The organism is Pontibacter mucosus (genome assembly GCF_003054055.1).
GTDB lineage: Bacteria > Bacteroidota > Bacteroidia > Cytophagales > Hymenobacteraceae > Pontibacter > Pontibacter mucosus.
Genome location: NZ_QBKI01000009.1, coordinates 79,262 through 101,047, shown reverse-complemented (window position 1 = coordinate 101,047; position 21,786 = coordinate 79,262). Strand labels below are relative to the sequence as shown.

Genomic DNA, 21,786 nt, shown 5'->3' with positions numbered 1-21,786 from the left:
CCCTCCTCTATAAGCCCAGATAACTGATTATAGCGCTGGTTTCAACGTCCTTTAAAAGCGTGCGACGAGTATAGGAAAAATTTAAAGGTTTGTAATTAAGTGCAATACTATGATAAGAGCTAGACACAACTCTTCGGCAGCTTCCTGGGAAAAAGACATACTAACTTTTGTACTTACCATTCTGATACTTTTTAGTGTAGCAGAATTAGTAACTTTCGTAGAAACACACTGGCTCATTATCATTAATGTGTTCCTGCTGTGGGTGCTGATAGGCTATACAAGAACTAAGTCATCTATCGGGCTGTCAGAATCCCGCCACATCCCCAGGCTCACTAACTTTATCAAGTCATACCTGGTATTGCTGTGCCTTACAAGCATGCTTTATTACCTGCACCCCGAGTTTCTGACCAGGATTTTTTCCGACAAGAAAGTTTTTGCGGCCTTTGCCCTCGGCTTTCCGATTTTGGGTATCCCGTTAAACTTTATCGTGGGGGGGATAATCAATCAGATTAAATCAAGCACTACATCGGGTAGCCATACTTTAATTGCTGGCGTCGGGAGCTTGGCAAAGCACGTGGAAGAAGAGGTGTGCGGCCACAGTGTGAAGGGATTTATCAAACTGAAGGAGGAAGAGGAGTGCCTGGTAAGCCAGGACAAGGTGCTCGGAGGCGTGGAGGGTATACATGCTTACCTGCAGAACAACACCGTAGATGAAATTGTGATAGCGATTCCTGTTAAGCCCTCCAAAAAGGTGCGCCAGATACTGTCGGTGGCAGACCATTACGGGGTACGCGTCAAGTATGTACCGGATTACCAGAATTTATTCGGCAACCATTACCGCACCAAACGCTATGGGCACCTGGAGGCCGTGCACGTGCGGCAGCTGCCCTTGGATAATACGTATGCCTCCTTTGCTAAAAGCATGTTTGATATCGTCTTCTCCACGTTTGCCCTGCTGGGACTGCTGCCGTTGTTTCTGTTACTCGCGATTCTGATAAAGCTGGATTCTCCAGGGCCTATTTTTTACTGCCCGGCCAGGATTGGCAAAGGAGGGAAACCGTTCAGGGTCTTTAAGTTCAGGACAATGACCGTGTGCGATGATGTGTTTGCAGGCGTGATGTCCACACAGAAAAACGACCCCCGCATAACCAGGCTTGGCCAGATCATGAGAAAGTATAGCCTGGATGAACTGCCACAGTTCCTGAACGTGCTGCTAGGGGAAATGAGCGTGGTTGGTCCGAGACCGCACCGCAGCTTCCTGAACCGGCAGCTACAGGAAACGGAGGATAAGTACATGATCCGGCACTACTATAAACCCGGTATAACAGGGTGGGCGCAGGTTAACGGATGGCGAGGACCAACCGATACAAAAGAGCAGAAAAGCCAGCGTACGCTGCATGATATCTGGTATATGGAGAACTGGTCCTTTGCTCTTGATTTAAAGATAGTGTTCATGACCATATTCGGCACCAAGACGCATCACAGTGCTTTTTAGCTGAACCCACAAGAGTATTTACCTCGGAGTTTAATGGAGCGCTAAATTTTATACTTTTAAGAAGTATAAAATTTAGCGCTCTGCCTTAAGTATAAACCACCTGCACGGGTTAGAAGCTTTTGTGCTTCAGAAGCCACCATAAATAAAAAAGCTCAAGACCACATCTTGAGCTTTTTTGTTCTATATCAACGTAAAAGGCCTGAGGTTTTAAGTCGGTAGTTCTGGCCTTTTATACTTGTTCTAAGTACCCATTTTTAGTTCAGGCATACAGTTCTACCAGCTTCTGAACAATTCTCTCTGATGCCTTGCCATCCCAAAGCGGGGGGACACCGCCCTTCTTCCATTCGCCTTTCAGAAGCTTCTCCAGGTAAGGTTTCAGGCAGGAGGGGTTTGTTCCGATTAGCTCATTTGTGCCGATGGTGACTGTCTCAGGCCGTTCTGTGTTGTCTCGGAGCGTGAGGCAGGGCACGCCCATCACCGTGGTTTCCTCGGTTATGCCACCCGAATCGGTGATAACGCCTTTGGAGTGCTTTACCAGGTAGTTGAATTGCAGGTAAGATAAGGGCTCCACGAAGTGCAGGCGCTCATCTGTAATGCTTAATTCCTCCAGGTACCGGGCTGTGCGCGGGTGTACCGGGAAAATTATCGGGTATGTATCGGTGCCCTCTATAATGGCGTTCATCATCGAACGAAGCTTGCTTTGCTCATCCACGTTGGCGGGCCGGTGCAGGGTCAGGGTAAAGTATGACTGGGCCTCCAGCCTGGCCCCCTTAACCAAAATCTCCGGATCTTTCAGTCTCCCGATATTGGAGAGCAGGGTGTCTATCATCGTGTTGCCCACAAAGTGTATCCTGTCCGGCCCGACACCGCTTTTAAGCAGGTTCTCGTTGGCAGTTTGCGATGTCGTAAAGAAATGGTCACTGATACTGTCTGTTACAATACGGTTGATTTCCTCGGGCATGGTCATGTCGCCTGACCGTATGCCTCCCTCCACGTGCGCTACATCTACCCCAAGTTTTTTGGCTGTGATGGAGCAGGCCATGGTGGAGGTAACATCTCCCACCACTATCACCACGTCCGGCTTATTTTGCTGGATCTCCTTCTCGAAGCGTACCATAATCGCGGCGGTTTGCTCGGCCTGTGTGCCGCCGCCGGCCTCCAGGTTCACCTCGGGAGCAGGTATGTTCAGCTCTTCAAAAAAGCTCTCCGACATCTGCTTGTCGTAGTGCTGGCCTGTATGCACCAATCGGTAGGTAAGGTTTGTTCCGGTTTGCTGTACCTGCTCTATGGCCTTTATGATCGGGGCGATTTTCATGAAATTAGGCCTTGCGCCGGCTACTATCGTAATTTTCATGGTTATAAGGAAAAGTGTGAAGAGTGCTGATATATTTCTGAAAGAAAGTATAGACAGTGCTTGCCTTAGAGGGCTCTTTTTCCCCGGCTATAGAACATTTCCCGCATCAGGGCATACAGGAAGTAGGAGTTACACACCGCGTACCTTTTGGCAAGCCTGGTGGGGTCCTGCAGTGTTCTGACCAACCACCTGAGGCCTAATTTTTTGGTGAGCGGATCCAGTTTCACATCACCCACAAAATACTCATAGCTTCCTCCCACACCCATAATCACCTTAGCGTTGAGCCTGCTATGGTACTTGATGATAAACTCCTCTTTTCTGGGGGATCCGAAGGCCACGAAGAGGAAGTCGGGTTCAAAGTCAGCAATCCTGCTTACCACCTCTCCCTCCTGCGCCACGTCATAATAGCCATCCTGAAATGCCACCTTATCTTTCAGTTGCGGATAGTCCTGCTCAATTTTAGCGTTCACCCGGTCTAGCAGCTCCCGCGGAGAGCCGAGGAAGAAGATCTTATAGCCGCAGCGGGCCGATTCCTTAATTAGCTCAACCATCAGCTCAGCGCCGGAAATGGCCGAGATCCTGTTGCCGTGCACCAGGTACTCGGCCAGGGCAATGGACTGGCCATCTGGAATAATGTGGGTGCCCGACTGAAATAAAGACGCCAAATATTTGCTCCTGGAGCCCTGGTACAGCTTTAAGGTGTTCAAGGAGATAACCGTACTTGTCTGCCCAAGCGCTATGTTGTACTTTAGTTCTTGTATTAAGGTCGCCCTATCCTGAAGGTAGAGGTTGTACCCGAACAGCTTTTTCATATAGTAATTCTTATAGTATGACCTGATACTTGTGGAGAGGCATCCATCAGGAGATAGACAACCTGGATTTGTGAAAGGCCTGAGATGCATGCCTATACTGTCCCAGCGCCAGTGCATCCGGAAGTATAAGTATGGATATGGTAAATGCTGAAGCAATCCGAGCGTTAGGTATGAACCGGCTTGTATAGTACGCTCTGGTAAATGCCTAAAATTTTTTCAGCGATATGTTGGTTACTGTATTCTGCGATAACCGGCTCCCTGTTCTGGATTCGCGGATAGGTACTGCTGAGGGAGTGAAGGCACTCCACGTAGTCCTCTACGCGTTTTGGAAGGATGAAGCAATGATCCACGTGCCTGCAAATGACCCTCACATCGCCCACATCGTTCGAGATAACGGGCAGGCCATTGACGATAGCCTCCTTTACCACCTGCGGGCTTCCTTCCGTTTTGCTGCACATCAGTAGTGCATCTGCCGCCTGCATCAGTTGGGTAACCTGATCCCGGCTGTAGCCTTTTAACTCTATAAATTTTACCGATTTAGTGGTTGAGGCCCTAAAGGCTTCCACCACCTTAAAGGCAAACTCAGGATCTTTTACACTTATACTAAACCTGGAGGCAAAAAGTATAACAAAATCATTTTCGCCCCAGCCGTTGGAAGCGCGTGTTTCACTTCGGTGTATTAACGCTACGTCTGTGTTGATGCCACAAGGTATAACAGCACGTTTGTGCTTAAAGTAACGGAGCATTTTAACGGAGACAAGAATATTGAAGTCTGCCAGCCTGGATGCCAGCAGGGACAGCCACCGCTCTGATGCTTTGTTAATGTCGCTGCCGTGGTAGGTGATGATGACCTTGAAGCGATTGCCAAGTATAACTTTGTTCAGAACAGCGGTAAGCCCTGACAGGCCGTAATGTGCATGAATGAGATCAACAGGGGTGCGCTTGAGGAGCTTATATAAGCGATAGGTTGCTCTGATGTAGCCTATCAAACCACTGCTTCTCACCAGGTAGTGCTGGATGCGGATACCGGCGCTGCTCTCCAGTGCCGCTGCCTGTTCTTCTACAAAAGGGTGGGGCTTACCCGTTTTAGAGCGGCTAACGAAAAGTATATTCATACTTTGGCGGATTAGACGATGGTGTTAGACTCTAGTTTTGGGGTGACGTTTTGGTAACTGGGCGCTCCCCCCAGTACCTCGCTGTAGATGCGCTCGAATGACTCTCCCATCTTGCTGATGGAAAAGTTATCGACTATAATTTCCCTGCTTCTGGCGCCCAGTTTTTTCCGCTTAGCCGGGTTGTCGATAAGGTCCATGATGATTTGGGCAATGTCTGTATGCGGCAGGTCTTTTACTAAGTAGCCGTTTTCATTGTGGCGTACAAGCTCTTTGTTTCCGCCTGTGTCATTGGCAATGACAGGTTTTGAGAGCGCCATGTACTCGATGATGGAGTTTGAAATTCCCTCCCCGTTCGGCGAGAATAATACGCCGATATCACTCGCGTTCACGAGCGCCTCCACATCGTCTATCCTTCCTGGCAGTTTGATAAGCGGCTTGTTTTTGATCATTTCCTGGTACCTGCTAAAGTTCAGGTCATCATGGCTCTGTCCGACTCCAATAAAGGTTATGTCATCGCGCTGCCGGGTAATGTGATCGGCGATCCGGTAAAAGAGGCCGTAGTCTTTGTTAGGGGAGAAGGAGGCGCTCATCACGACCGTGTAAGGAGTAGTGATGTTATACTTTTGTTTTACCAGCAGGGCATCCGGCAGGTTTTCAAAGCGACTCATACTTACGCCGTTATAGATAACCTGGCTTTTATGAAGCGGGGGCCTGAATGACTCTATGCCTGCAGCAGAGTTGGAAAGTATAAAATCGGAAAAACAGAAGTTGAGCTTATCCACCAAACCCTCCCAGGACCAAAGGTTAAAGTATGGCGGGGCAGAGGTTATCTGGTTGTTGATGATTGGTATACGTTGCCATAGGGCTGCAGGCAGGGAGTAGAGCGTTTGCATGCGCCCCCAGGTATGAATAACGTGGGGTTTAAACTGCTGGCATTCTTTAAGGAAACTGGAAAAGACAGTATACCTGGGTTGGCCAATGACTTTGTAGGGGATGCCCAGGTGATGAAACTCCGGATAAAAGATGTCCTCTTTCGTCATGATGAGCAACATCTCATACTTATCCTGCCGTTTGAGGTAGGTTAACAATTCCAAAAGCCGTCTCTCCTTGCCGCCAGTCTGAAGGTTACCGATGAAGAATAAAACTCTGATTCTATTTTTAATAAAAGGAAATTCCATACTAAAGTATACCGGTGAAGCATTATGAGAAATAGGGACTAAGGTTAGAAGGGGAGTGCGCAGCTGATTTTATACTTCAGGGCACAGCCACCTTTTTACTCTCTTCCAGAAAGTATAGGAGCTTATTCGCGAGTGCCTCATGATCATGGTGCTCTACTACATAGCCTAATGCGTTGGCCGACATCCGGGTGTACATATCTGCGGAGACGGTGCGGTACTGGTGTACCAGGTCATCCAGATCCTTGTACACGATGCCCAGGTTGTTTTCTGAGATAAAGCCATCCGGATTCACCCTGTCGCTGCTAATGATGGGTGTGCCCACGCTCATGGCCTCCAGGAACGTGTTGCTGAAGCCCTCATAGTGCGACGTGTTTAGCAGGTACTTTGCCTTGGCCAGAAAGGGAGGGATGTCGTTTCTGCTCAGAAACCCGACAAACTCAACATTGGGCAGCTGTTTCAGCTTGGCTACGTATGCTTTCGTGTCCGCGTCATTTCCGTAAAGCTCTTTGCCTGCCACCTTGAAATGTTCGTGTTTGAGCGCATTCGCAACCTCATACAGCAGCTTCAGGTTTTTCTGGTACTGAAACAACCCCACCCAGGCGATGTGGCTTCTGCTCTGGGTAGCATCCGTGGTAGGAATATGGCTCAGGTAAATGGGGTTAGGGATTTTAAGCGCCTGCTTCTGCGGATACTTTTTTTTGATCTGGCTCAACTGGTACTCATTCTGACACAGAACACAGTAAGCCATCTTTATACCCTTTTCGAGAAAGAAACGCTTAAACCAAGAGTGCTGCCGGTTGATCCGCTCGTCCAGCAGGTTGTCATTGGAGATTCGGAGTAGGTATTTTATGTTAAGTAGATGGCAGACAGAACCCATCAAAAACGAGGCCCAGCCGGGCACGCTTTGATAGAGGTAGTCGGGCTTCACCTGCTTTACCTGGCTATAGAGATAGGGCAGGCGGTAATAGACCCACCGCAGCCACCTGACGCCTTTGTTGTTGTCATACAGTGGGATGATATTGTAGTCTCTGCACTCTTCTTTAAGTATAGCGTTTTTGTCGGCACCAGTAAGTATAAAAACATCCTGCCCCACTTTAGTCAACCCCCTAATCCAGCTAAACGTCTGCACAGCCGCACCCCCCGAAGGCTTTTCTTGTTGCTGTAGAATATTAATTAACTGATCATCATAGAATAGAAATCTGGCCATATGGTATTATCAATAAGCTATTTTCCGCTTTCATCGCAGCAGCCATCCTTTAGCGGGTAATGATTTATACTTTCTTGCAGCTTTGCTCAGGCCAGCTGCATCACAACTCTGTGCACCAGCGACTTGCTGGCCTTGGCAAAATCGGATTTACCGCTTTTGTAGGCCGGAATCAGCTGGCGGAGTAGCGGAATAAGGAAGTATGGGAGCCTGTTGAGGACGTACAGTTGCCGCCACTGCCGCTTGTACATAGTCGTGTATTTTGTCTTCTTCTCTATTTCGAGGCTCTTCCGTTGAGGAGAACCATAGGCATAGCGGATACCCGCCGTTAGTGCCTTGAGGGCCACAAACTCGTTTTTATAGTAATTCCCAGGCTCATACAAATCCAGCCAGGATTCGTGGCAGGAGTCCGGCTTCCCCATGCGCTGGTGATAGGTGCTGTTTCTGTTGTCGTAGACAACCAGCACTTTAGGCGTAAAGGCGATTTTATACTTTGTGGCTATTTGCGCAAAGGTATAATCGTCCTCGCCTCCCACCATCCCAACCGGGAATCCCTTTAGGGCTTCCATAACCGATCGATGGACCACCACCGCTGAGGTGCGCATGATATGGTTCCGGGTCCTTTCTTCAAAGAAATTCCCGATCACTCCTTCCGCGAGCCCATCGCATTTAATGGAGGTCCTGTTTTGGGTGATGGTTCTGTAGGCACACGTAAAAGCGGCGCATTCTTTATACTTTCTGATCAGCTTTGTCATCTCCTTCAGATAACCAGGATCCCAGAGGTCGTCCGCATCCAGGAAGGCCAGGTAACTGCGGCTCGCTTTTTTTATCGCATTGTTTCTGGCTGCAGACACTCCGAGGTTCGGTTGGGAGAAAAGCCGGATCCTGGCGTCTTTAAAAGACGCAGCGATCTGGAGGCTGCTGTCTGTAGACCCGTCATTCATGATGATCACCTCAAAGTCACGGAACGTCTGGTTTAGAACAGAGGTTAGTGTGTCTGCTACCGTTACCTCTTTATTAAAGAGCGGGATTATAACGCTAAACAAGGGCTTAAATTTGCGGGTGTAGATTTACATAACGTATGGCATCTTTCAAACTTTAGCGACTCGGTACCGGGTCTTCAACCCTTTTTTGTTTTAAAACTAGGGTGCTGGTCTCAGGCTGTTTAAAAGGCTGTTTATATAGAATATATTCTCTTTGATAGGCTTTTCGCCATCAATCCTGGCAACAAAAACATTGTAATTCTGGGCTTGCTCCACCAGGATCTGTAGCAGGTTCTGCCACCTGCCTATGTCCACCAGTATTTCTCCGTCATCCTTTCCCAGATGGGAGGCTATCACCTTTTTCCTTGATTTGAGGCGACTGAAAATCGTGTTCCTGTTTTCGGTATCAATAAAAAGTATGGCATGCGGCAGCGGCAACAGCGCCAGGTACGTAGATACCAGTTTCGACACATACTCCTCGTCATCGTGTATGAAAAACGACTTCTGTAAAAGCCCTTCATTGATGAGGCAAGGCTTGGGACAGTTGCTCTCCAGTACTGCCTGGTATCGGCAGAAGTCGCGGAAAAGCAGGTATGCCGCCCTGAAGCGCTTGTCTATATCATGGTAGTTATATACTCTGTTGTCGGACAGGAGATTCCAGAAGAAGTCCGCCAGTTCTGGATGGTTGGCTACAAACCGTAGACCATAGTCCGTTGGTATACTTCGGCCCGCCTTTCTTCTGAAGAGCTTTCTCCCATAATGCAGGAGGTACTCGTTGAAATCTGAAATCGAGGGCTGCTCAGGCTCCAAAAGTGCCTCCGGGAAAATCCAATTACAGCCAGGCTCCCATATATCACATAAGGACTGATAGATAGATGTTTTGCCGATACCGGGCGGGCCTATGATTTCGATTATTTTTGGGGGCATCTTGCTTTAGGTGGTGCTCACTGTATAACATCGCCAGTACTGCTGAGTCTGGATTATCTTTTATTATAACTATATAAAGTTATACGATTTTTTTTGGGGCTGAGTTACCCTGTTTTATACTTATATAGCGGGTTTTTAGCAATTCAGGTGGGGTTAGAGCCTTTGCCATATATGCCGCTTTAGCTGGAGCAGCACCTCCTCGTAGGGTGCATTCGCATCAATGTCGATAACGGTAGCCGGTGTGTTGGCCGAGAAGCTGATGCTCGTTATACTCTCACACTTCCTCCGGATATCCTCGTAATGATGCTCCGGCTTTCGCTGGTGCGCAGTTTCCGGTGACACGATTAGCCGGAAGATGATATCGGCGCCTGTTTGCAAGGCCTGGTCAAAGTACTTCATTTCCAGTCGGGCCAACATACTATGCGGGTTGCCCTGCAGCCTTGGTCCGTCATTAAATCCAAATACTTCCTGCTGCGGATACCGGTCGCAGATAGCAATGCTTCCCCCGTCGCTAAGCTCCCTGGCCTGTTTCAGCATACTTGCTTTTTGCCTGATAATCAGGATGTGATACAAATCCCCGAGAAGCTTTCTTGTAACTCTTGCCAATAGGTTTCTTGAGGCGAGCAGGTCTGTATAGGAAAAGAGCCGTGTCTGGTAGCTTTTGATAAAGGGTAGCTTGCCCATGTAAAAGTAATGGGTGTCTATTTTATAGGTAAGCCAAGACGTTATATCCTGGCTCAGCGTGCTTTTGCCGGAACCGTCGCTGCCCACTAAAGCAATCACGCGGCCCCCGGTTTCGACACGCTTTTTTAACCTGACTGGCTTTATGAGGGGTTTGTAATGTTTTAACGTCTTGAGGAAATACTCGTAGTACAGGGCCCTCGGAGAGCGACGGGAAGCAGCGCTTTTTATACTTGCCGGCAGCTGCCTGTAGATAAAATCAGAGAGCGCGATTATATCCCCTAATCTCTCCTTTGCTAGTATGTGGCTGATTCTGTCTGCCAGATCAACAGGGGCTCGAAGTCGCAATTCCGCGCAGCATGCGGCAAACCTTTCCGCATCGGTTTTGCTTAAAAGTACCAGCAGCTCCTGCTTTTTTTCCAGGTGCACGTCATGGAGTATATTCTCCGGGTTTTGGCCTTTTATCTGAAGGCGGACCAGAAGTATAAGAGCCTCCATGGCGGTTTCGGGGATGGGCCAGCCGGTTGCCTCATCGGTCGTGAGGTGTTTGAAGAACTGCTCCGTCCAGGGTAAAGGCACGTAGTCGCCATAGGAGGTGGGGATGATCAGGGCGTAATGGGTGTGCAGGTGCAGAAGCGCCCCGGTTTCCTCATCAAACCCAAGCCAGTCCTCTACCTGCGGATACTTGTTCCAGGGCGCGCTTTCGGCCTTCTTGAAGTTCAGCTCCGCCATTGTTGCTTCAAAGTCCTCCCGGTCTTCCGGCCTTAGCAAAAGCTCAATATCCGTTTTACCCTCCAGCGACTCAAGCAGGTGTACATTGCCTTTCCAGTGAGCAAACTTGATTTTCTTTTGCTGCAGGCGCTCTAATAGATAAGTAGATAACTGTAAGCCCTGTGTAAGGTGTGCAGCCAGCATAAGTGTTCAGGCTTTGGGGTTAAGCAAAATTATGTTAGTAAACGTGGGTAGTTAACGCATTGCTGATGGCGGGCAAGTCCTCCTGTTCTTCCTCCACTTCCTCCTCGTCCGTCTCCTTATCGTTCTTACACAGGGGCAACAACAGCACCAGGTAGAGCATCATCATAGAGCCTATCTCGGTGTAGCGTCCCGTTAGCGTGTAAGCAGCGAATGAAATGGCAGAGAACAGGATGATGAGCAGATCCGTGCGTGTCTCTGCCGCTCTCCAGGCGCTCCGGAAGGCGGTGAAGACCATTAAGAGGTAGAGGCAGAGCCCGATTAACCCGCTGGAGTGGGTAATGCTGGTCAAGTCCCCGTGAAGGCTTCTGTCGTCGAGGGCTCCTCTGCCATAGTTTCCCCAACTGTTAAAGGGTTCGTAGCCAATCAGCGGACTGTAGTCGTAATAAACGAACATGTCCTTGTACAGGAGCTCGTACTCCAGAAACCGCGATTCTTCTTCTAATGCCCGCTCGTCCAGTTTCCTTAACTCGTACCGCTCCTTGAAGCTATCGGCCAGGTTGGTGGCCGAGTATAAAACTGTTCCGATGGTAAAAATAAGGACGCCCGCCAGCACAAACATCTTTGCCTTCTCCCTTGTCAGCAGCGTTAAGTACGCGATGCCAACACCTAGAAAGCTCATGCCGATAACCGAGCGCCGCAGGCTAAGCAGCAGGAAGGAAACCGCGGTTACCAGGACCACTAAGTTGAGGAAACTTCTATGGTGGATGGAGCTGAGCGCAACCACAAAGATGCAGAAGGTCAGGATGTTAAAGCCGGCTGCATAAACGTTGCCATACAGGATGCCGGTCGTGATGCCGTACATCTCCGTTGGCGAGAAACCTTTAAGGGTGGAGACGACCACGTTGGCGATGAAAAGTATAAGTATGATCAGAGCCGTGTTCTTGAGCTCATAAAAGATGACCTCTCTCGGGTATTTCTGGTAGATGGTACTGATAAGCGGCACAAGCGTGAAAAGCCAGAGCACGGAGAATACGTAGGGGCGTATGAACTCCAGGTTCGTTGACCGGGGCAGCAACACCAGAAAGTATAAAAACAGGAGAAACGCCGGTACATTCTGCTTAAAGTAATAGGGGTTCCTGAAAACAAAGGAGAACACCAGGGCAGTCATGGAGAAGTAGAACGTGATGGCAGGTAAAACTGGGTCAATGACACTGCGTGTAAAGAAAACCACAGGCAGGTAAAGTATGGCCAGGTCTTTCTTCTTCAGAAACAGATAGACGATGAAAGCATAACTTAAAAGTTCTAGCAGCAGGAAAAAAGGAGCCATGGTTTTGCTTGTTAAGTTATTTCTAAATTCTCTTCACCCAATTAGCGGGCGAGTGCAGGTGCTTCAATATCAGTGGCAAAGCGATCGGCCATGATTTCACGTAGCCTTTTGTAGCATACTTCACCGGATAAGTTCTCATGCACATAGGCCAGGGCATTCCCACTCATCTCGCTTATTTTCTCATCGTCTGAGATAATTTCAGCGATGCCGTTTGCAAGTGCATCCAGGGAGGCTGCTTTTACAATGTAGCCGTTCCAGCCGTCTTTGATATGCACCTTGGAGCCACAGGAGTCTGTGCAGATAACCGGAAGGCCGTAAGCCAGGGCCTCCAGCACGGAGATGCTGTAGGGTTCATTTATGGAGGGCAGGACAAACACGTGGTGGCTGGTATAAAGCGCACTCATTTCATGGTAGGGCACATTAGCCTTCAGGCTTACCAGATCCCCTATGCCAAGTTGTTCTATCTTATCTTCCAGTATTTTATACTTTCGCTGTTGCTCTGCATTCATGCATTCTCCCACCATGGTCAAGCGAAAATTAAACCTGGACCTCAGTTGGTGTACAGCCTCTAAAAGCAGCAGGTGCATTTTCCTGCTCTGATGGTATTTACCCACCATCAGTAAGGCGGGCACCGGAATGGGAGCTTGTTTATGCACCTCTTCTACAGGCGGCAGCGGAATGGGCAGCGGGAAGTAATACATATACTTTAACGTTCTGGAGCTACTTCGTGGGCTTTCTACTATGGGCGTAATCCAGGCAGCTTTAAAAAACTGAATGGTGAGTTGTTGCTTAAAATGGGTAAATAGGGTCCGCTTTCGGTAGAGATCCTCCTGTGTATAGAAAATAGTTTTGACACCGAGAAAATAGGCACAGAAGGCAGCTATAATTGAAAATAGGGTATAGGGGTCCCGGATGATAACAAGTTCAGGCCTGAGTCTCTTAAAGCCTGACCAGTATTCGAGAATATTCGGGAAGTAGAAATAGTAAGGCCTTCTGATAATTCTCTTGGTCAATACTTTCTCTATCGCGACGGATACTCTGCTTTGCCGGAAATTAGTCGGGGTTAGCAGACTATAATCTTCAGTTGGGCCCAGGTAGCTGACATGAAAGTATACCTGGTGGTGGTTATCCTGAAGTGTTTTTACTAACTCGTACTGGTTGGTGTGGAAGCGTGGGGCAACAAATAAGATTTTCATAAGACACTATTCAGACTTCAGGAACTTTATGGCTGATACAAGCCCCACAAGTTCGTTTCTTTCCTGTTGCTGCATTCCAACCCAAAAGAAAATGCAAAACGGAACCATGAAAGCAAAAGGTGCCAGGGCGACCATTTGCAGCAGGCCTAAAGGCTTTAAGAACGTTGACAGGTAGCTTGCCCCTGCCAGCAGAACCAACGCAACAACCAGTGGGCGCAGGTTTGAAAAGTTTCCTGCCTCAGAGGCATAGCGCAGCTTTTGGTAAAGTATTCTCTGTTGGCCGGCATAAAGTATAAACTTGCCCGCTATCATACTTATGCATAAGCCAATTATGCCAAATCTATCAGCCATAAAGTAACCAGCCAGTATAAAAGCCACACCGGCTACCAGCGTAAGCAGCACCTTTTGTTTTAGGTCCAGCGTGGCACTGATGATGTAGGAGTCGTGCTTGATGAAGGTATCCTGCATGATCATCATCATAATCAGCAGGTTGGCCATGGTGCCCGCATACAAGCCTTCTCCCACCCAGATGTTGAGGAAGGACTGGTTCAGCAGAATGATGGCAACACCGGAGGCCGTCGTCAGCAGGAAGGTGATATTGTTGATGTTGGCCGTGACCTTTCTGACTTTATCAAACTCCTCCAGCCCCAGCAGCTTGCCCACCCCGGGTATAATGCCCATCACCACGCGGTTGATCAAGCCTTGCAAGGCAACGGGCAGGAACTGTGTGAGCGTGTAGTATGTCACCACCACCGGGCCGGCTACAATGCCCAGCAGGATTTTGTCGCTGTTTCCGAGCAACAGGTTGGCACCAGTATCAGCCAGGTACCAGCCACTAACCTTACTGAAACCTTTTATTTTTGCATAGCTGGTGCGACCAAACCCAAACCAGCCGATGTTATTTCTGACAACCACATAGTATGATATGCCGAGTACCAGCGTGAGCAGCACCTGCACTGCCGACAAACCTATCAACCCATAGCCCAGCGTAAGCACCAGCACCTTTAATCCGCCGCCTACAACCACTATGGCGGCCCGGAGCCCCATCCGCTTGAAGGACAAATTCATGCCCCTCAACACAGACTCATACAGATCGAAAAGCTTGGTGATGACCAGCGAGAGGATAAGCAGCGAACAGGTAATCCGGATAAGGGTATAGTAGGCCTCCTCTGCTTTGGTTATCACCGGGGCGTACCACGACAAGACGGCACCCACGATGAGCACCAGCGGGACGATAAACAGGGTGATGATGAAGGCGCTTGTTACATCACTGCGCAGCTCTTCTTCGTCTGCAACATCCTTCTTCTTAGCAACTGTCCACTTCAGCACCTGTGTGGCCCTGGTATCGGCTATTTTCGCGTAGCCTGTCATTTGGCCAAGCATCTGCCAGATGCCATACATGGAGCTGCCCAGGGTGCCCACAATGAAAGGGCTGACTATAAAACCGGTTAGCTGGGTAGCTCCAAAGTCCAGTATGCTGGTGAGGGAATTAAGGTATGCCCGCTGCTTAAGATTTTCTTTCTTCTTAAGCGTGGGAGAGGGTAGAACTTCTCTTTCCAATGCAAGAAACGTAATAGGTACATGTAAGACCGCACGCCTTTTAGGCTAGGGAAGTGCGGTATGGTTTGATTCCAGGTCCAAACCCGAACTCACCCGCTGACTGTGGCAGGTTCTGGTTGCACGGCATAATATTGTTTGTACCAGTCTGTAAATTTCCTTAGCCCCGCCTGAAGACTCGTAACAGGCTTGTAGTTAAAGTGCTGCATCAGCTCGTCGATGTTAGCCCAGGTGGCGGTCACATCACCTGCCTGCATCTCCTTCATTTCCAGGATAGCCTCTTTCCCAACACAAGCCTCTATCTCACGGATGAACTGCATCAGCTCCACAGGCTTGTTGTTTCCTATGTTATAGATGCAGTAAGGTGCGGTGGAGTGGGAGGGGTCCGGTCTTTTGGGGTTCCAGTTCTTCTCTGGTTCAGCTGGTTTATACATCACATTCACGATGCCTTGCACAATATCATCGATGTAAGTGAAGTCGCGTTTCATTTTGCCCTTGTTGAAGACCTGTATCGGCTTGCCGTTGCAGATAGCCTCGGTAAAGAGAAAGTATGCCATATCGGGGCGCCCCCAGGGGCCATACACGGTAAAGAACCTCAGCCCGGATGTCGGGATTCTGTAGAGGTGGCTGTACGTATGGGCCATCAGCTCGTTTGCTTTTTTACTGGCCGCATATAAGGATACCGGGTGGTCGACACAGTGCTTCACTGAGAAAGGCATGGTTCCGTTCAGCCCGTACACGCTCGACGAGCTGGCGTACACCAGGTGTTTTACCTGGCAGTACCGGCTCGCCTCCAGCACGTTCAGAAAACTGATGAGGTTGGACTGGGCATAGGCATCGGGGTTGGTGATGGAATAGCGAACGCCTGCCTGGGCGGCAAGGTGCACAATCACCTCAAACCTTTCCCGCTCGCATAAGGCCAGCAGGTTGTCCTTATCCTCCAGGTTCATCCTGATAAACCTGTAGTTGGGGAATTTAACGCTGGTTACTTCCTTGTTCCAGGCTACAAGTTCTTCTGCAATACCGCTTTCCTGTAGCCTGGCATACTTTAAGCTGGGATCATAGTAACTGTTGATGTTGTCAATGCCCATCACTTCTTCTCCCCGGCGGAGCAGGCTCTCAGCCAAATGAAAACCAACAAAGCCTGCTGTACCTGTAACAAGAATTTTCATACCCAGAATAAATTAAATGGAAATTATACTTTACCAGCGTCAGGCCTGGATGCTGCTCACCTTGGTGACTTCGGATTTTTCAACCTCGGCAAACATGATGTAGTGGAGAGAGGGCAGGGCTACCTTCACTGTATTGTTCTTCACGGCCACTACAGTTCCCTCTTTATCAGAAAGCAAACCTGAGGTCATCTTAACCTTATCGTTTACCCGGAACTGTGCTTTCTCCAGCTGCACATTCTCGTACTCGGCTAAAAATTGCCTGATGATCTCGATCTCCTCATCCCTGATGATGGCCGGCTTCCCGAGCCAGTATACCAGGTTTATCACCCCTTCCGCCTTTTTGGCATCGGCGATCTGCTTTTCGGTGATCCGCACAAAAACATAGGAGGTAAAAAGCGGGGCATGAATGATTTTCTTTCTGTCGCTCCACTGCCTCACCACCCTGTTAATTGGACAATAGGACTGAATGCCATGCTGTGTTAAGGTTTGCGCGACCTTTTTCTCCCAGCGTGGTTTTGTATAGACGGCGTACCAGTTTTGAGTCATCTTCTGAGGGTTTTTAAGTAGCGGGAAATCATTTGGTATATGGCTTCGCCCACCTCAGTCACATTAGGTAACCGGGAACGAAGATTTTGGGATAGGAAAGCACCTTATCGGAAGGACCAACAGCTGCTCTTAAATTGCATTATGTGAGGGTGGGCCTGTAAGCCTGTGGCTTGTTAATGTTAAGAGTTTACAGCAAGGCCTCTTGGTTTATAGCTTTTGTTACCATACTTACTCTCGTAGCCATAGCCATAACCATAGCCATACTGTCCTTTCACAAAGCCCCTTGGCTTCACACCGTTAAACACGATGGCCACGTTGTTTAACTGCTTCAGCTTGTTGTCCTGGGTAAAACGCTGCACCAGGCTCTTGGGGGTGTAGGCGTGTCTTATAATCAGTAAGGTAATATCACAGAACTCGGAGAGCAGGTAAGCGTCCGAAACCAGGTCTAGCGGAGGAGTGTCGATGATCACGTAGTCAAATGACTCTTCCAGGATCTTGAACAGCTCTTCTATTTTACCGTTGAGCAGCAACTCGGTATGGTCTCCGATGTTGATGCCTGCAGGAAGTATACTTAAGTTCTGGTAAGGCGACGGCTTTATAATTTCTCCTGGCTGGGCCTTATCCATCAGGTACTCAATTATACCTGGCTCATTCGCCTTCTCGAACAGGACGGAAGTGTTAGGGTTTCTCAGGTCAAAATCTACCAGGACTACCTTCTTAGAAGAGGAGGCAAGGCTGATGGCCAGGTTGCTGCTGACAAAGCTTTTGCCTTCCCCCGGTATACTCGATGTGACCATGATTTTCTTCCTGGTGAAGGTCCTGCCATATAAGCCCATGGTTACCCGCATCTGCCGGAACTGCTCTACCTGGGCAACATCGTCCGGACCTAGCAGCGTTTTCCTGCCTTTATACTTTGCCGCAGATAGCTCTGCCACGATGGGAGCGTTCGTGCAGTTCTCTATTTCGGATCTGAACAACACCTTGCTGTTGAGCAACTCCTTACCGGTCACCAGGGCTATGCCTGCCCCCAGCGCTAATATCACCGAGGTTAAGTAGATATACAGGGGTCTTGGGCTTACAGGGCCTCTCGAGGCCTCTGCACGGTCCACCACCTTCACATCCTCAGCAGACGGCGCGTAAGAAAGCACCGTTTCCTCGCGTTTCTGAAGCAGGAAGCTGTAAGCATTGTTCTTGATGGCCTGTTGCCTGCTTATCTCCAGCAATTCGCGCTCTTTCTGGGGTATACCTTGCAGCACATGGCTGTACTGGGAAGATGTAGAGGCGACTTTGTCGCGGCTTGCCAGCAGGTTGCTGCGCTGGTTCCTGATATTCTCCAGTACCCCGGGCCTCATGTTGTCTATCTCCTCCCGTAGTGAGGCAAGAAGGGGGTTGTTCTCAGCGGTTGTTTTTTTAAGCTGCTGATATTGTATTTCTGCATTATATAGCTTCTGTAGCAACTGTGAAAGCACCGGGTCGCTTACACCCAGGGTAGACGGAACAATACCGATATTCTGCTCCTTCGACAGCACATACTTTTCTACATTGTCCAAAACGGCTAGCTGCAGGTTAATTTCATTCATCCTGCGGTCGTTAAAGTCCACGCTCTGCAAGTATAGCTTCCCCTGCTCGTTCAGGTTAACCGCTCCGTTAGAAGATCTATACTTTACAATTTGCTCCTCCAGCACCTTCAGTTCCTTCTCGATTAATTGGATGCGATCCTCCACAAAGGCCAGCGTCTGCGAAACCAGGGCATTCCTGTCTACCTGTGCGGCTTGCAGGTAGGCGTCAATCAAGGCGTTCAGGATATCTTCACCTCTTTCAGGTACATTGTCCTCGATATACAGGTTCACGACACTCGAAGCCTTGCCGGGAGACTCTACATAAATCCTGCTGATAAGCTGCTTGGCAACTGCTTTGGGGTTGTTGATGGAGAAGAACAGCGGGTTCTGGGCGCTGCCATTCTGTAAGAGGTTCTTTTCAAACAGCATCTCGCCGTAAGGAGTAACAACCCATGTACTAAGCGGGTATTCCTTGCCGTCTATTTTTACTTTTTGGGTAGCCTGATCAAAAGTGAAGTATACCGCAGGGTACTCTGCGGCAGTCTCCGGCGACTTGAGTGAAATGGTAATGGGTGAGGTAGTGTATGCGGGGATGGACTTGAACCTGTCCTCCTCATAGATAGGGGCATACAGCTTGAGCTTATGCACTACCTGAGACATCAGCGCGCTGGAGCGTAACACATTCAGTTCGTTCTCGACTGTCTTGTTGGTGTTGAATGCATCTATGGACTCCATTATTTTAGAGGCATTCATACCCTTCTCCTCATCCTTAATCAGCAGCGAAGCACTTACGGCATAAGATGGGATAGTATAATATTTTATATAGGCCCAGGCGCCAGCCATTCCCAGCACCAGCAAAACGAGGAACAACGGCCAGAATGGTAAGAACTTGTAAAGCAGTGCTACTGCCAGGTTATCTTCTGAGTTTGTTTTGTTTTTGTCCATACCCACTTTAATTATCTTGCTAAACGATCGATGCTGACAACAACTAGCGTAAGGGAGCTGAGAACGAGGGGCAGCCACTGCCGGGCTGCCCCGGACGCCGCTATTTTATTCTTGTTCGGCTCCACATATATAATGTCATTGGACTTGAGGTGGTAATATGGCGAGGTGAACAGGTCATCCGACGTCAGGTCTAATCTGATAAGCTTCTTCTTGCCTTCCTCCTCTCTAATCAAGAGCACATTATGGCGGTTTGCATAAATTGTCAGGTCTCCTGCAAGGCCAACTGCCTCCAGCAGGGTAATTTTCTCATTCGGAACCGTGAGCACCGAGGGGCGCGCCACCTCTCCCAGTATCGAAACTTTATAGTTCAGATACCTGATGTCGACGCTTGGCTCCAGGAGCAATCTGCGGCTAGCCAATTCTTTCTCAATATTTTCCTTCAGGGCTTTTTTGGTCAGGCCCTGGGCTTTGATATTACCAATTAGCGGAAACTGAATATGCCCGCTCTGGTCTACCAGGTAGCCGGTGGCTGGTGCCACGGTACTGGAGGCGGTGGCACCCCTGAAGTCGGTTGAGCTGTTGACGTTGAATATTTGCGATGCCTCCGGGTTGAGGCTGGTGACCGATATGCTCAACAGGTCGTTGTTCTGAATGACGGGCTCCAGGTTCTCGGTGGAGGCGTTGAACTCTGCTTCGCTAATGTTACTAAAGTAAATAGCATTTTTCGTGTTGGTGCAGGATGCAAGCTGGCTTATAAGTATGGCTGCTAAAATGTAGGCAAATGCATTTCTAAGTTTCATTGCAAGAATGTTAGGGTGTATTGAAATGGTTAGCTAGTATAGGGCAATCGGTTCCTCATTTATTGTATCGATATTGGTATTGTCAAAGCTCTTTTTCGATTATTACAATACGTTCAGCAGTATAACAAGTTGTTATATACTTTTTCTAATTATAGTATTGTTCTAATCGAAATTGCATCAAAAATTCCTCAAGTGGCTTTGGGGTTTTTATAGGCCCTTTCCCGGGGTTGGTACTATTTGTGACGTAACTACTTTATTCTTAATGTAGTAATTGCACTTTCTGCGTCAGAAAGGGAGGGGCAGGACCAGGAGAAATATAACAGGGGATGCCTAAAAAAATCGGAGCATAGTTGCCAATGCTCATCCGGATTGCATAAACGGCTATTTGCTTGAGCTTTTTATAGCACGGGGATCGGCTGAAATTCCTGTCTAAGGCAAATATGAAGGGGATAGGATCACAACAGCCGCTACGGAGTCGCAGCGGCTGTTGTGATGGTGGAAGAAGTATAACTTTATTTTCGGGAGTGGATGGCGACGCGGTTGCCTTCTGAGTCCAGCAGCAGGCACATGTAACCTATATCTTCGGTGATGAGGGTTTTCTGCTGCAGCACCTTGCCGCCGGCTGTTTCGACCTTGTGCAGCTCGTTGGCCAGGTCGCCGGAAGGAGAGGAGAAGTATACCACCGGGCCCTGCGGAGAGGGTTTGTAGAGCTGCTCGTTTTTCACCAGCGACCCGGAGGCTCCGGGGCCATTCTCCACCCAGGGGAACCAAGCCATTTCCTCGTCGCCAAACTGCTGGCTCTCCAGCGCATAGCCAAACACGGCATTGTAAAACTTGATAGCACGCGGCATGTCGGTTACCGGTATCTCAAACCAGCCTACCACATTGTTCTGTTCCTGACTCATATTATATAAGTATAGGTTAGCGTTTCTTAAACCTGTCGGCCACTACCAGCTCTTTGGTGCCGTGCGTCCAGCTATAGAAGCCCTGGCCGGATTTTACTCCCTTATGCCCGGCCTGCACCATGTTTACCAGCAGCGGGCAAGGCGCATACTTGGGGTTGCCAAAGCCGTCGTGCAGCACCTGGAGTATAGACAGGCAAACGTCCAGCCCGATAAAGTCAGCCAGTTGCAGCGGGCCCATCGGGTGCGCCATGCCCAGCTTCATGATGGTGTCGATCTCTTCCACGCCGGCCACGCCTTCGTACAGGCTGTAAATAGCCTCGTTGATCATAGGCATCAGGATGCGGTTGGCCACAAAGCCAGGATAGTCGTTGGCCTCGGCCGGCACTTTACCCAGCTGCTTGGATAGCGCCACAATCTGGCTTGTCACCTCGTCGGAAGTGGAGTAGCCGCGTATCACTTCCACCAGCTTCATAACCGGAACCGGGTTCATGAAGTGCATGCCGATCACCTTGTCCGGGCGGTTGGTAACAGAGGCGATTTTAGTGATAGAGATTGAAGAGGTATTGGAGGCAAGGATTGCTTCAGGCTTCGTGAAGCTGTCCAGGTCGCGGAAGATCTTTAGTTTCAGGTCTGCATTCTCGGTGGCAGCCTCCACCACCAGGTCCACGTCTTTCACGCCTTCCTGCATAGACGTATAGGTGCTGATGTTGGAAAGCGTCTGTTCTTTCTGCTCCTCGGTCAGGTTGCCTTTGGCGATGATCCGGTCCAGGTTTTTGGAGATGGTGCCGATGGCCTTTCCGAGGGCATCCTCCGATATATCAATTAAGGAAACTATAAAACCATGCTGCGCGAACACGTGGGCGATTCCGTTGCCCATCGTGCCCGAACCGATTACGGCTACTTTCTTCATAGGTATAAAGTATAGTTAGTCAGTTTTTAATCCATACAAAGCTAACAAGTTTATACTTATCCCACGTTTTTTGAGGCGTGTTTCTTCGAATACTCATATACGCTAAATGGCTTTGCTTTACCCGGGTTATCCCTGTTAAACAAAATGTCTAAAGAAGCCGACAGCTAGAAGTGCTCCCCAGGAGAGCAGCCTCTTGGAGCTATAA

The 21,786-nt window shown here is 49.0% G+C and carries 18 protein-coding genes; 1 reads left to right on the top strand and 17 read right to left on the bottom strand.

Going from position 1 to position 21,786, the window contains the following annotated elements:
- Positions 1–109: 109 nt before the first annotated feature.
- On the top strand, positions 110–1,495 hold the full coding sequence (locus tag C8N40_RS16955; RefSeq protein WP_108213000.1) for an exopolysaccharide biosynthesis polyprenyl glycosylphosphotransferase: 1,386 nt from the start codon (positions 110–112) through the stop codon (positions 1,493–1,495).
- 259 nt (positions 1,496–1,754) lie between these two features.
- On the opposite strand, the gene wecB is transcribed toward C8N40_RS16955, so the two are convergent.
- From wecB to C8N40_RS16870, 17 genes are all read right to left on the bottom strand, one after another.
- Positions 1,755–2,849, bottom strand: coding sequence for a non-hydrolyzing UDP-N-acetylglucosamine 2-epimerase (gene wecB / locus C8N40_RS16950; RefSeq protein ID WP_108212999.1), 1,095 nt, complete (start codon positions 2,847–2,849; stop codon positions 1,755–1,757).
- Between the two features lie 65 nt (positions 2,850–2,914).
- On the bottom strand, positions 2,915–3,661 hold the full coding sequence (locus C8N40_RS16945; RefSeq protein WP_170114136.1) for a WecB/TagA/CpsF family glycosyltransferase: 747 nt from the start codon (positions 3,659–3,661) through the stop codon (positions 2,915–2,917).
- Positions 3,662–3,825: 164 nt separating this feature from the next.
- The gene (locus C8N40_RS16940) at positions 3,826–4,776 is read right to left on the bottom strand and encodes a glycosyltransferase (RefSeq protein WP_108212997.1); all 951 of its coding nucleotides are present in this window, start codon (positions 4,774–4,776) and stop codon (positions 3,826–3,828) included.
- A gap of 11 nt (positions 4,777–4,787) precedes the next feature.
- Entirely contained in the window at positions 4,788–5,954 is a 1,167-nt protein-coding gene (locus C8N40_RS16935; protein ID WP_245905163.1) for a glycosyltransferase family 4 protein, read from the bottom strand.
- 76 nt (positions 5,955–6,030) lie between these two features.
- Entirely contained in the window at positions 6,031–7,161 is a 1,131-nt protein-coding gene (locus C8N40_RS16930; protein WP_108212996.1) for a glycosyltransferase family 4 protein, read from the bottom strand.
- Between the two features lie 86 nt (positions 7,162–7,247).
- Positions 7,248–8,204 carry a glycosyltransferase family 2 protein gene (locus C8N40_RS16925; RefSeq protein ID WP_170114135.1) on the bottom strand — a complete coding sequence of 319 codons (957 nt, stop codon included), beginning with the start codon at positions 8,202–8,204 and terminating at the stop codon, positions 7,248–7,250.
- 96 nt (positions 8,205–8,300) lie between these two features.
- On the bottom strand, positions 8,301–9,068 hold the full coding sequence (locus C8N40_RS16920; RefSeq protein ID WP_108212994.1) for a hypothetical protein: 768 nt from the start codon (positions 9,066–9,068) through the stop codon (positions 8,301–8,303).
- A gap of 153 nt (positions 9,069–9,221) precedes the next feature.
- A complete protein-coding gene (locus tag C8N40_RS16915; RefSeq protein ID WP_108212993.1) occupies positions 9,222–10,664 on the bottom strand; it encodes a nucleoside/nucleotide kinase family protein in 1,443 nt (480 codons plus the stop codon).
- A 34-nt stretch (positions 10,665–10,698) separates the two neighbouring features.
- The gene (locus C8N40_RS16910) at positions 10,699–11,991 is read right to left on the bottom strand and encodes a hypothetical protein (protein ID WP_108212992.1); all 1,293 of its coding nucleotides are present in this window, start codon (positions 11,989–11,991) and stop codon (positions 10,699–10,701) included.
- Positions 11,992–12,032: 41 nt separating this feature from the next.
- Positions 12,033–12,692, bottom strand: coding sequence for a glycosyltransferase family 4 protein (locus C8N40_RS22750; protein WP_170114134.1), 660 nt, complete (start codon positions 12,690–12,692; stop codon positions 12,033–12,035).
- Between the two features lie 501 nt (positions 12,693–13,193).
- Complete coding sequence (locus tag C8N40_RS16900; protein WP_170114133.1) at positions 13,194–14,747, bottom strand: lipopolysaccharide biosynthesis protein; 1,554 nt, start codon at positions 14,745–14,747, stop codon at positions 13,194–13,196.
- A gap of 89 nt (positions 14,748–14,836) precedes the next feature.
- Positions 14,837–15,916 (bottom strand): NAD-dependent epimerase, encoded by a 1,080-nt coding sequence (locus C8N40_RS16895; RefSeq protein WP_108212989.1) that lies wholly within the window; start codon positions 15,914–15,916, stop codon positions 14,837–14,839.
- Positions 15,917–15,955: 39 nt separating this feature from the next.
- Entirely contained in the window at positions 15,956–16,462 is a 507-nt protein-coding gene (locus tag C8N40_RS16890) for a UpxY family transcription antiterminator (protein ID WP_108212988.1), read from the bottom strand.
- Positions 16,463–16,641: 179 nt separating this feature from the next.
- On the bottom strand, positions 16,642–18,966 hold the full coding sequence (locus tag C8N40_RS16885; protein WP_108212987.1) for a GumC family protein: 2,325 nt from the start codon (positions 18,964–18,966) through the stop codon (positions 16,642–16,644).
- Positions 18,967–18,977: 11 nt separating this feature from the next.
- A complete protein-coding gene (locus C8N40_RS16880) occupies positions 18,978–19,766 on the bottom strand; it encodes a polysaccharide biosynthesis/export family protein (RefSeq protein WP_108212986.1) in 789 nt (262 codons plus the stop codon).
- 512 nt (positions 19,767–20,278) lie between these two features.
- Positions 20,279–20,671: a VOC family protein gene (locus tag C8N40_RS16875; RefSeq protein ID WP_108212985.1), complete on the bottom strand. Its 393-nt coding sequence runs from the start codon at positions 20,669–20,671 to the stop codon at positions 20,279–20,281.
- Between the two features lie 16 nt (positions 20,672–20,687).
- Complete coding sequence (locus C8N40_RS16870; RefSeq protein WP_108212984.1) at positions 20,688–21,581, bottom strand: 3-hydroxybutyryl-CoA dehydrogenase; 894 nt, start codon at positions 21,579–21,581, stop codon at positions 20,688–20,690.
- Positions 21,582–21,786: the final 205 nt, after the last annotated feature.

What these genes read in the sequence shown, in the direction of transcription:
- C8N40_RS16955 (WP_108213000.1), top strand. Translation starts at nt 110, where the DNA reads ATGATAAGAGCTAGACACAACTCTTCGGCAGCTTCCTGGGAAAAAGAC.
- wecB (WP_108212999.1), bottom strand. Translation starts at nt 2,849, where the DNA reads ATGAAAATTACGATAGTAGCCGGCGCAAGGCCTAATTTCATGAAAATC.
- C8N40_RS16945 (WP_170114136.1), bottom strand. Translation starts at nt 3,661, where the DNA reads ATGAAAAAGCTGTTCGGGTACAACCTCTACCTTCAGGATAGGGCGACC.
- C8N40_RS16940 (WP_108212997.1), bottom strand. Translation starts at nt 4,776, where the DNA reads ATGAATATACTTTTCGTTAGCCGCTCTAAAACGGGTAAGCCCCACCCT.
- C8N40_RS16935 (WP_245905163.1), bottom strand. Translation starts at nt 5,954, where the DNA reads ATGGAATTTCCTTTTATTAAAAATAGAATCAGAGTTTTATTCTTCATC.
- C8N40_RS16930 (WP_108212996.1), bottom strand. Translation starts at nt 7,161, where the DNA reads ATGGCCAGATTTCTATTCTATGATGATCAGTTAATTAATATTCTACAG.
- C8N40_RS16920 (WP_108212994.1), bottom strand. Translation starts at nt 9,068, where the DNA reads ATGCCCCCAAAAATAATCGAAATCATAGGCCCGCCCGGTATCGGCAAA.
- C8N40_RS16915 (WP_108212993.1), bottom strand. Translation starts at nt 10,664, where the DNA reads ATGCTGGCTGCACACCTTACACAGGGCTTACAGTTATCTACTTATCTA.
- C8N40_RS16910 (WP_108212992.1), bottom strand. Translation starts at nt 11,991, where the DNA reads ATGGCTCCTTTTTTCCTGCTGCTAGAACTTTTAAGTTATGCTTTCATC.
- C8N40_RS22750 (WP_170114134.1), bottom strand. Translation starts at nt 12,692, where the DNA reads ATGTATTACTTCCCGCTGCCCATTCCGCTGCCGCCTGTAGAAGAGGTG.
- C8N40_RS16895 (WP_108212989.1), bottom strand. Translation starts at nt 15,916, where the DNA reads ATGAAAATTCTTGTTACAGGTACAGCAGGCTTTGTTGGTTTTCATTTG.
- C8N40_RS16890 (WP_108212988.1), bottom strand. Translation starts at nt 16,462, where the DNA reads ATGACTCAAAACTGGTACGCCGTCTATACAAAACCACGCTGGGAGAAA.
- C8N40_RS16885 (WP_108212987.1), bottom strand. Translation starts at nt 18,966, where the DNA reads ATGGACAAAAACAAAACAAACTCAGAAGATAACCTGGCAGTAGCACTG.
- C8N40_RS16880 (WP_108212986.1), bottom strand. Translation starts at nt 19,766, where the DNA reads ATGAAACTTAGAAATGCATTTGCCTACATTTTAGCAGCCATACTTATA.
- C8N40_RS16875 (WP_108212985.1), bottom strand. Translation starts at nt 20,671, where the DNA reads ATGAGTCAGGAACAGAACAATGTGGTAGGCTGGTTTGAGATACCGGTA.
- C8N40_RS16870 (WP_108212984.1), bottom strand. Translation starts at nt 21,581, where the DNA reads ATGAAGAAAGTAGCCGTAATCGGTTCGGGCACGATGGGCAACGGAATC.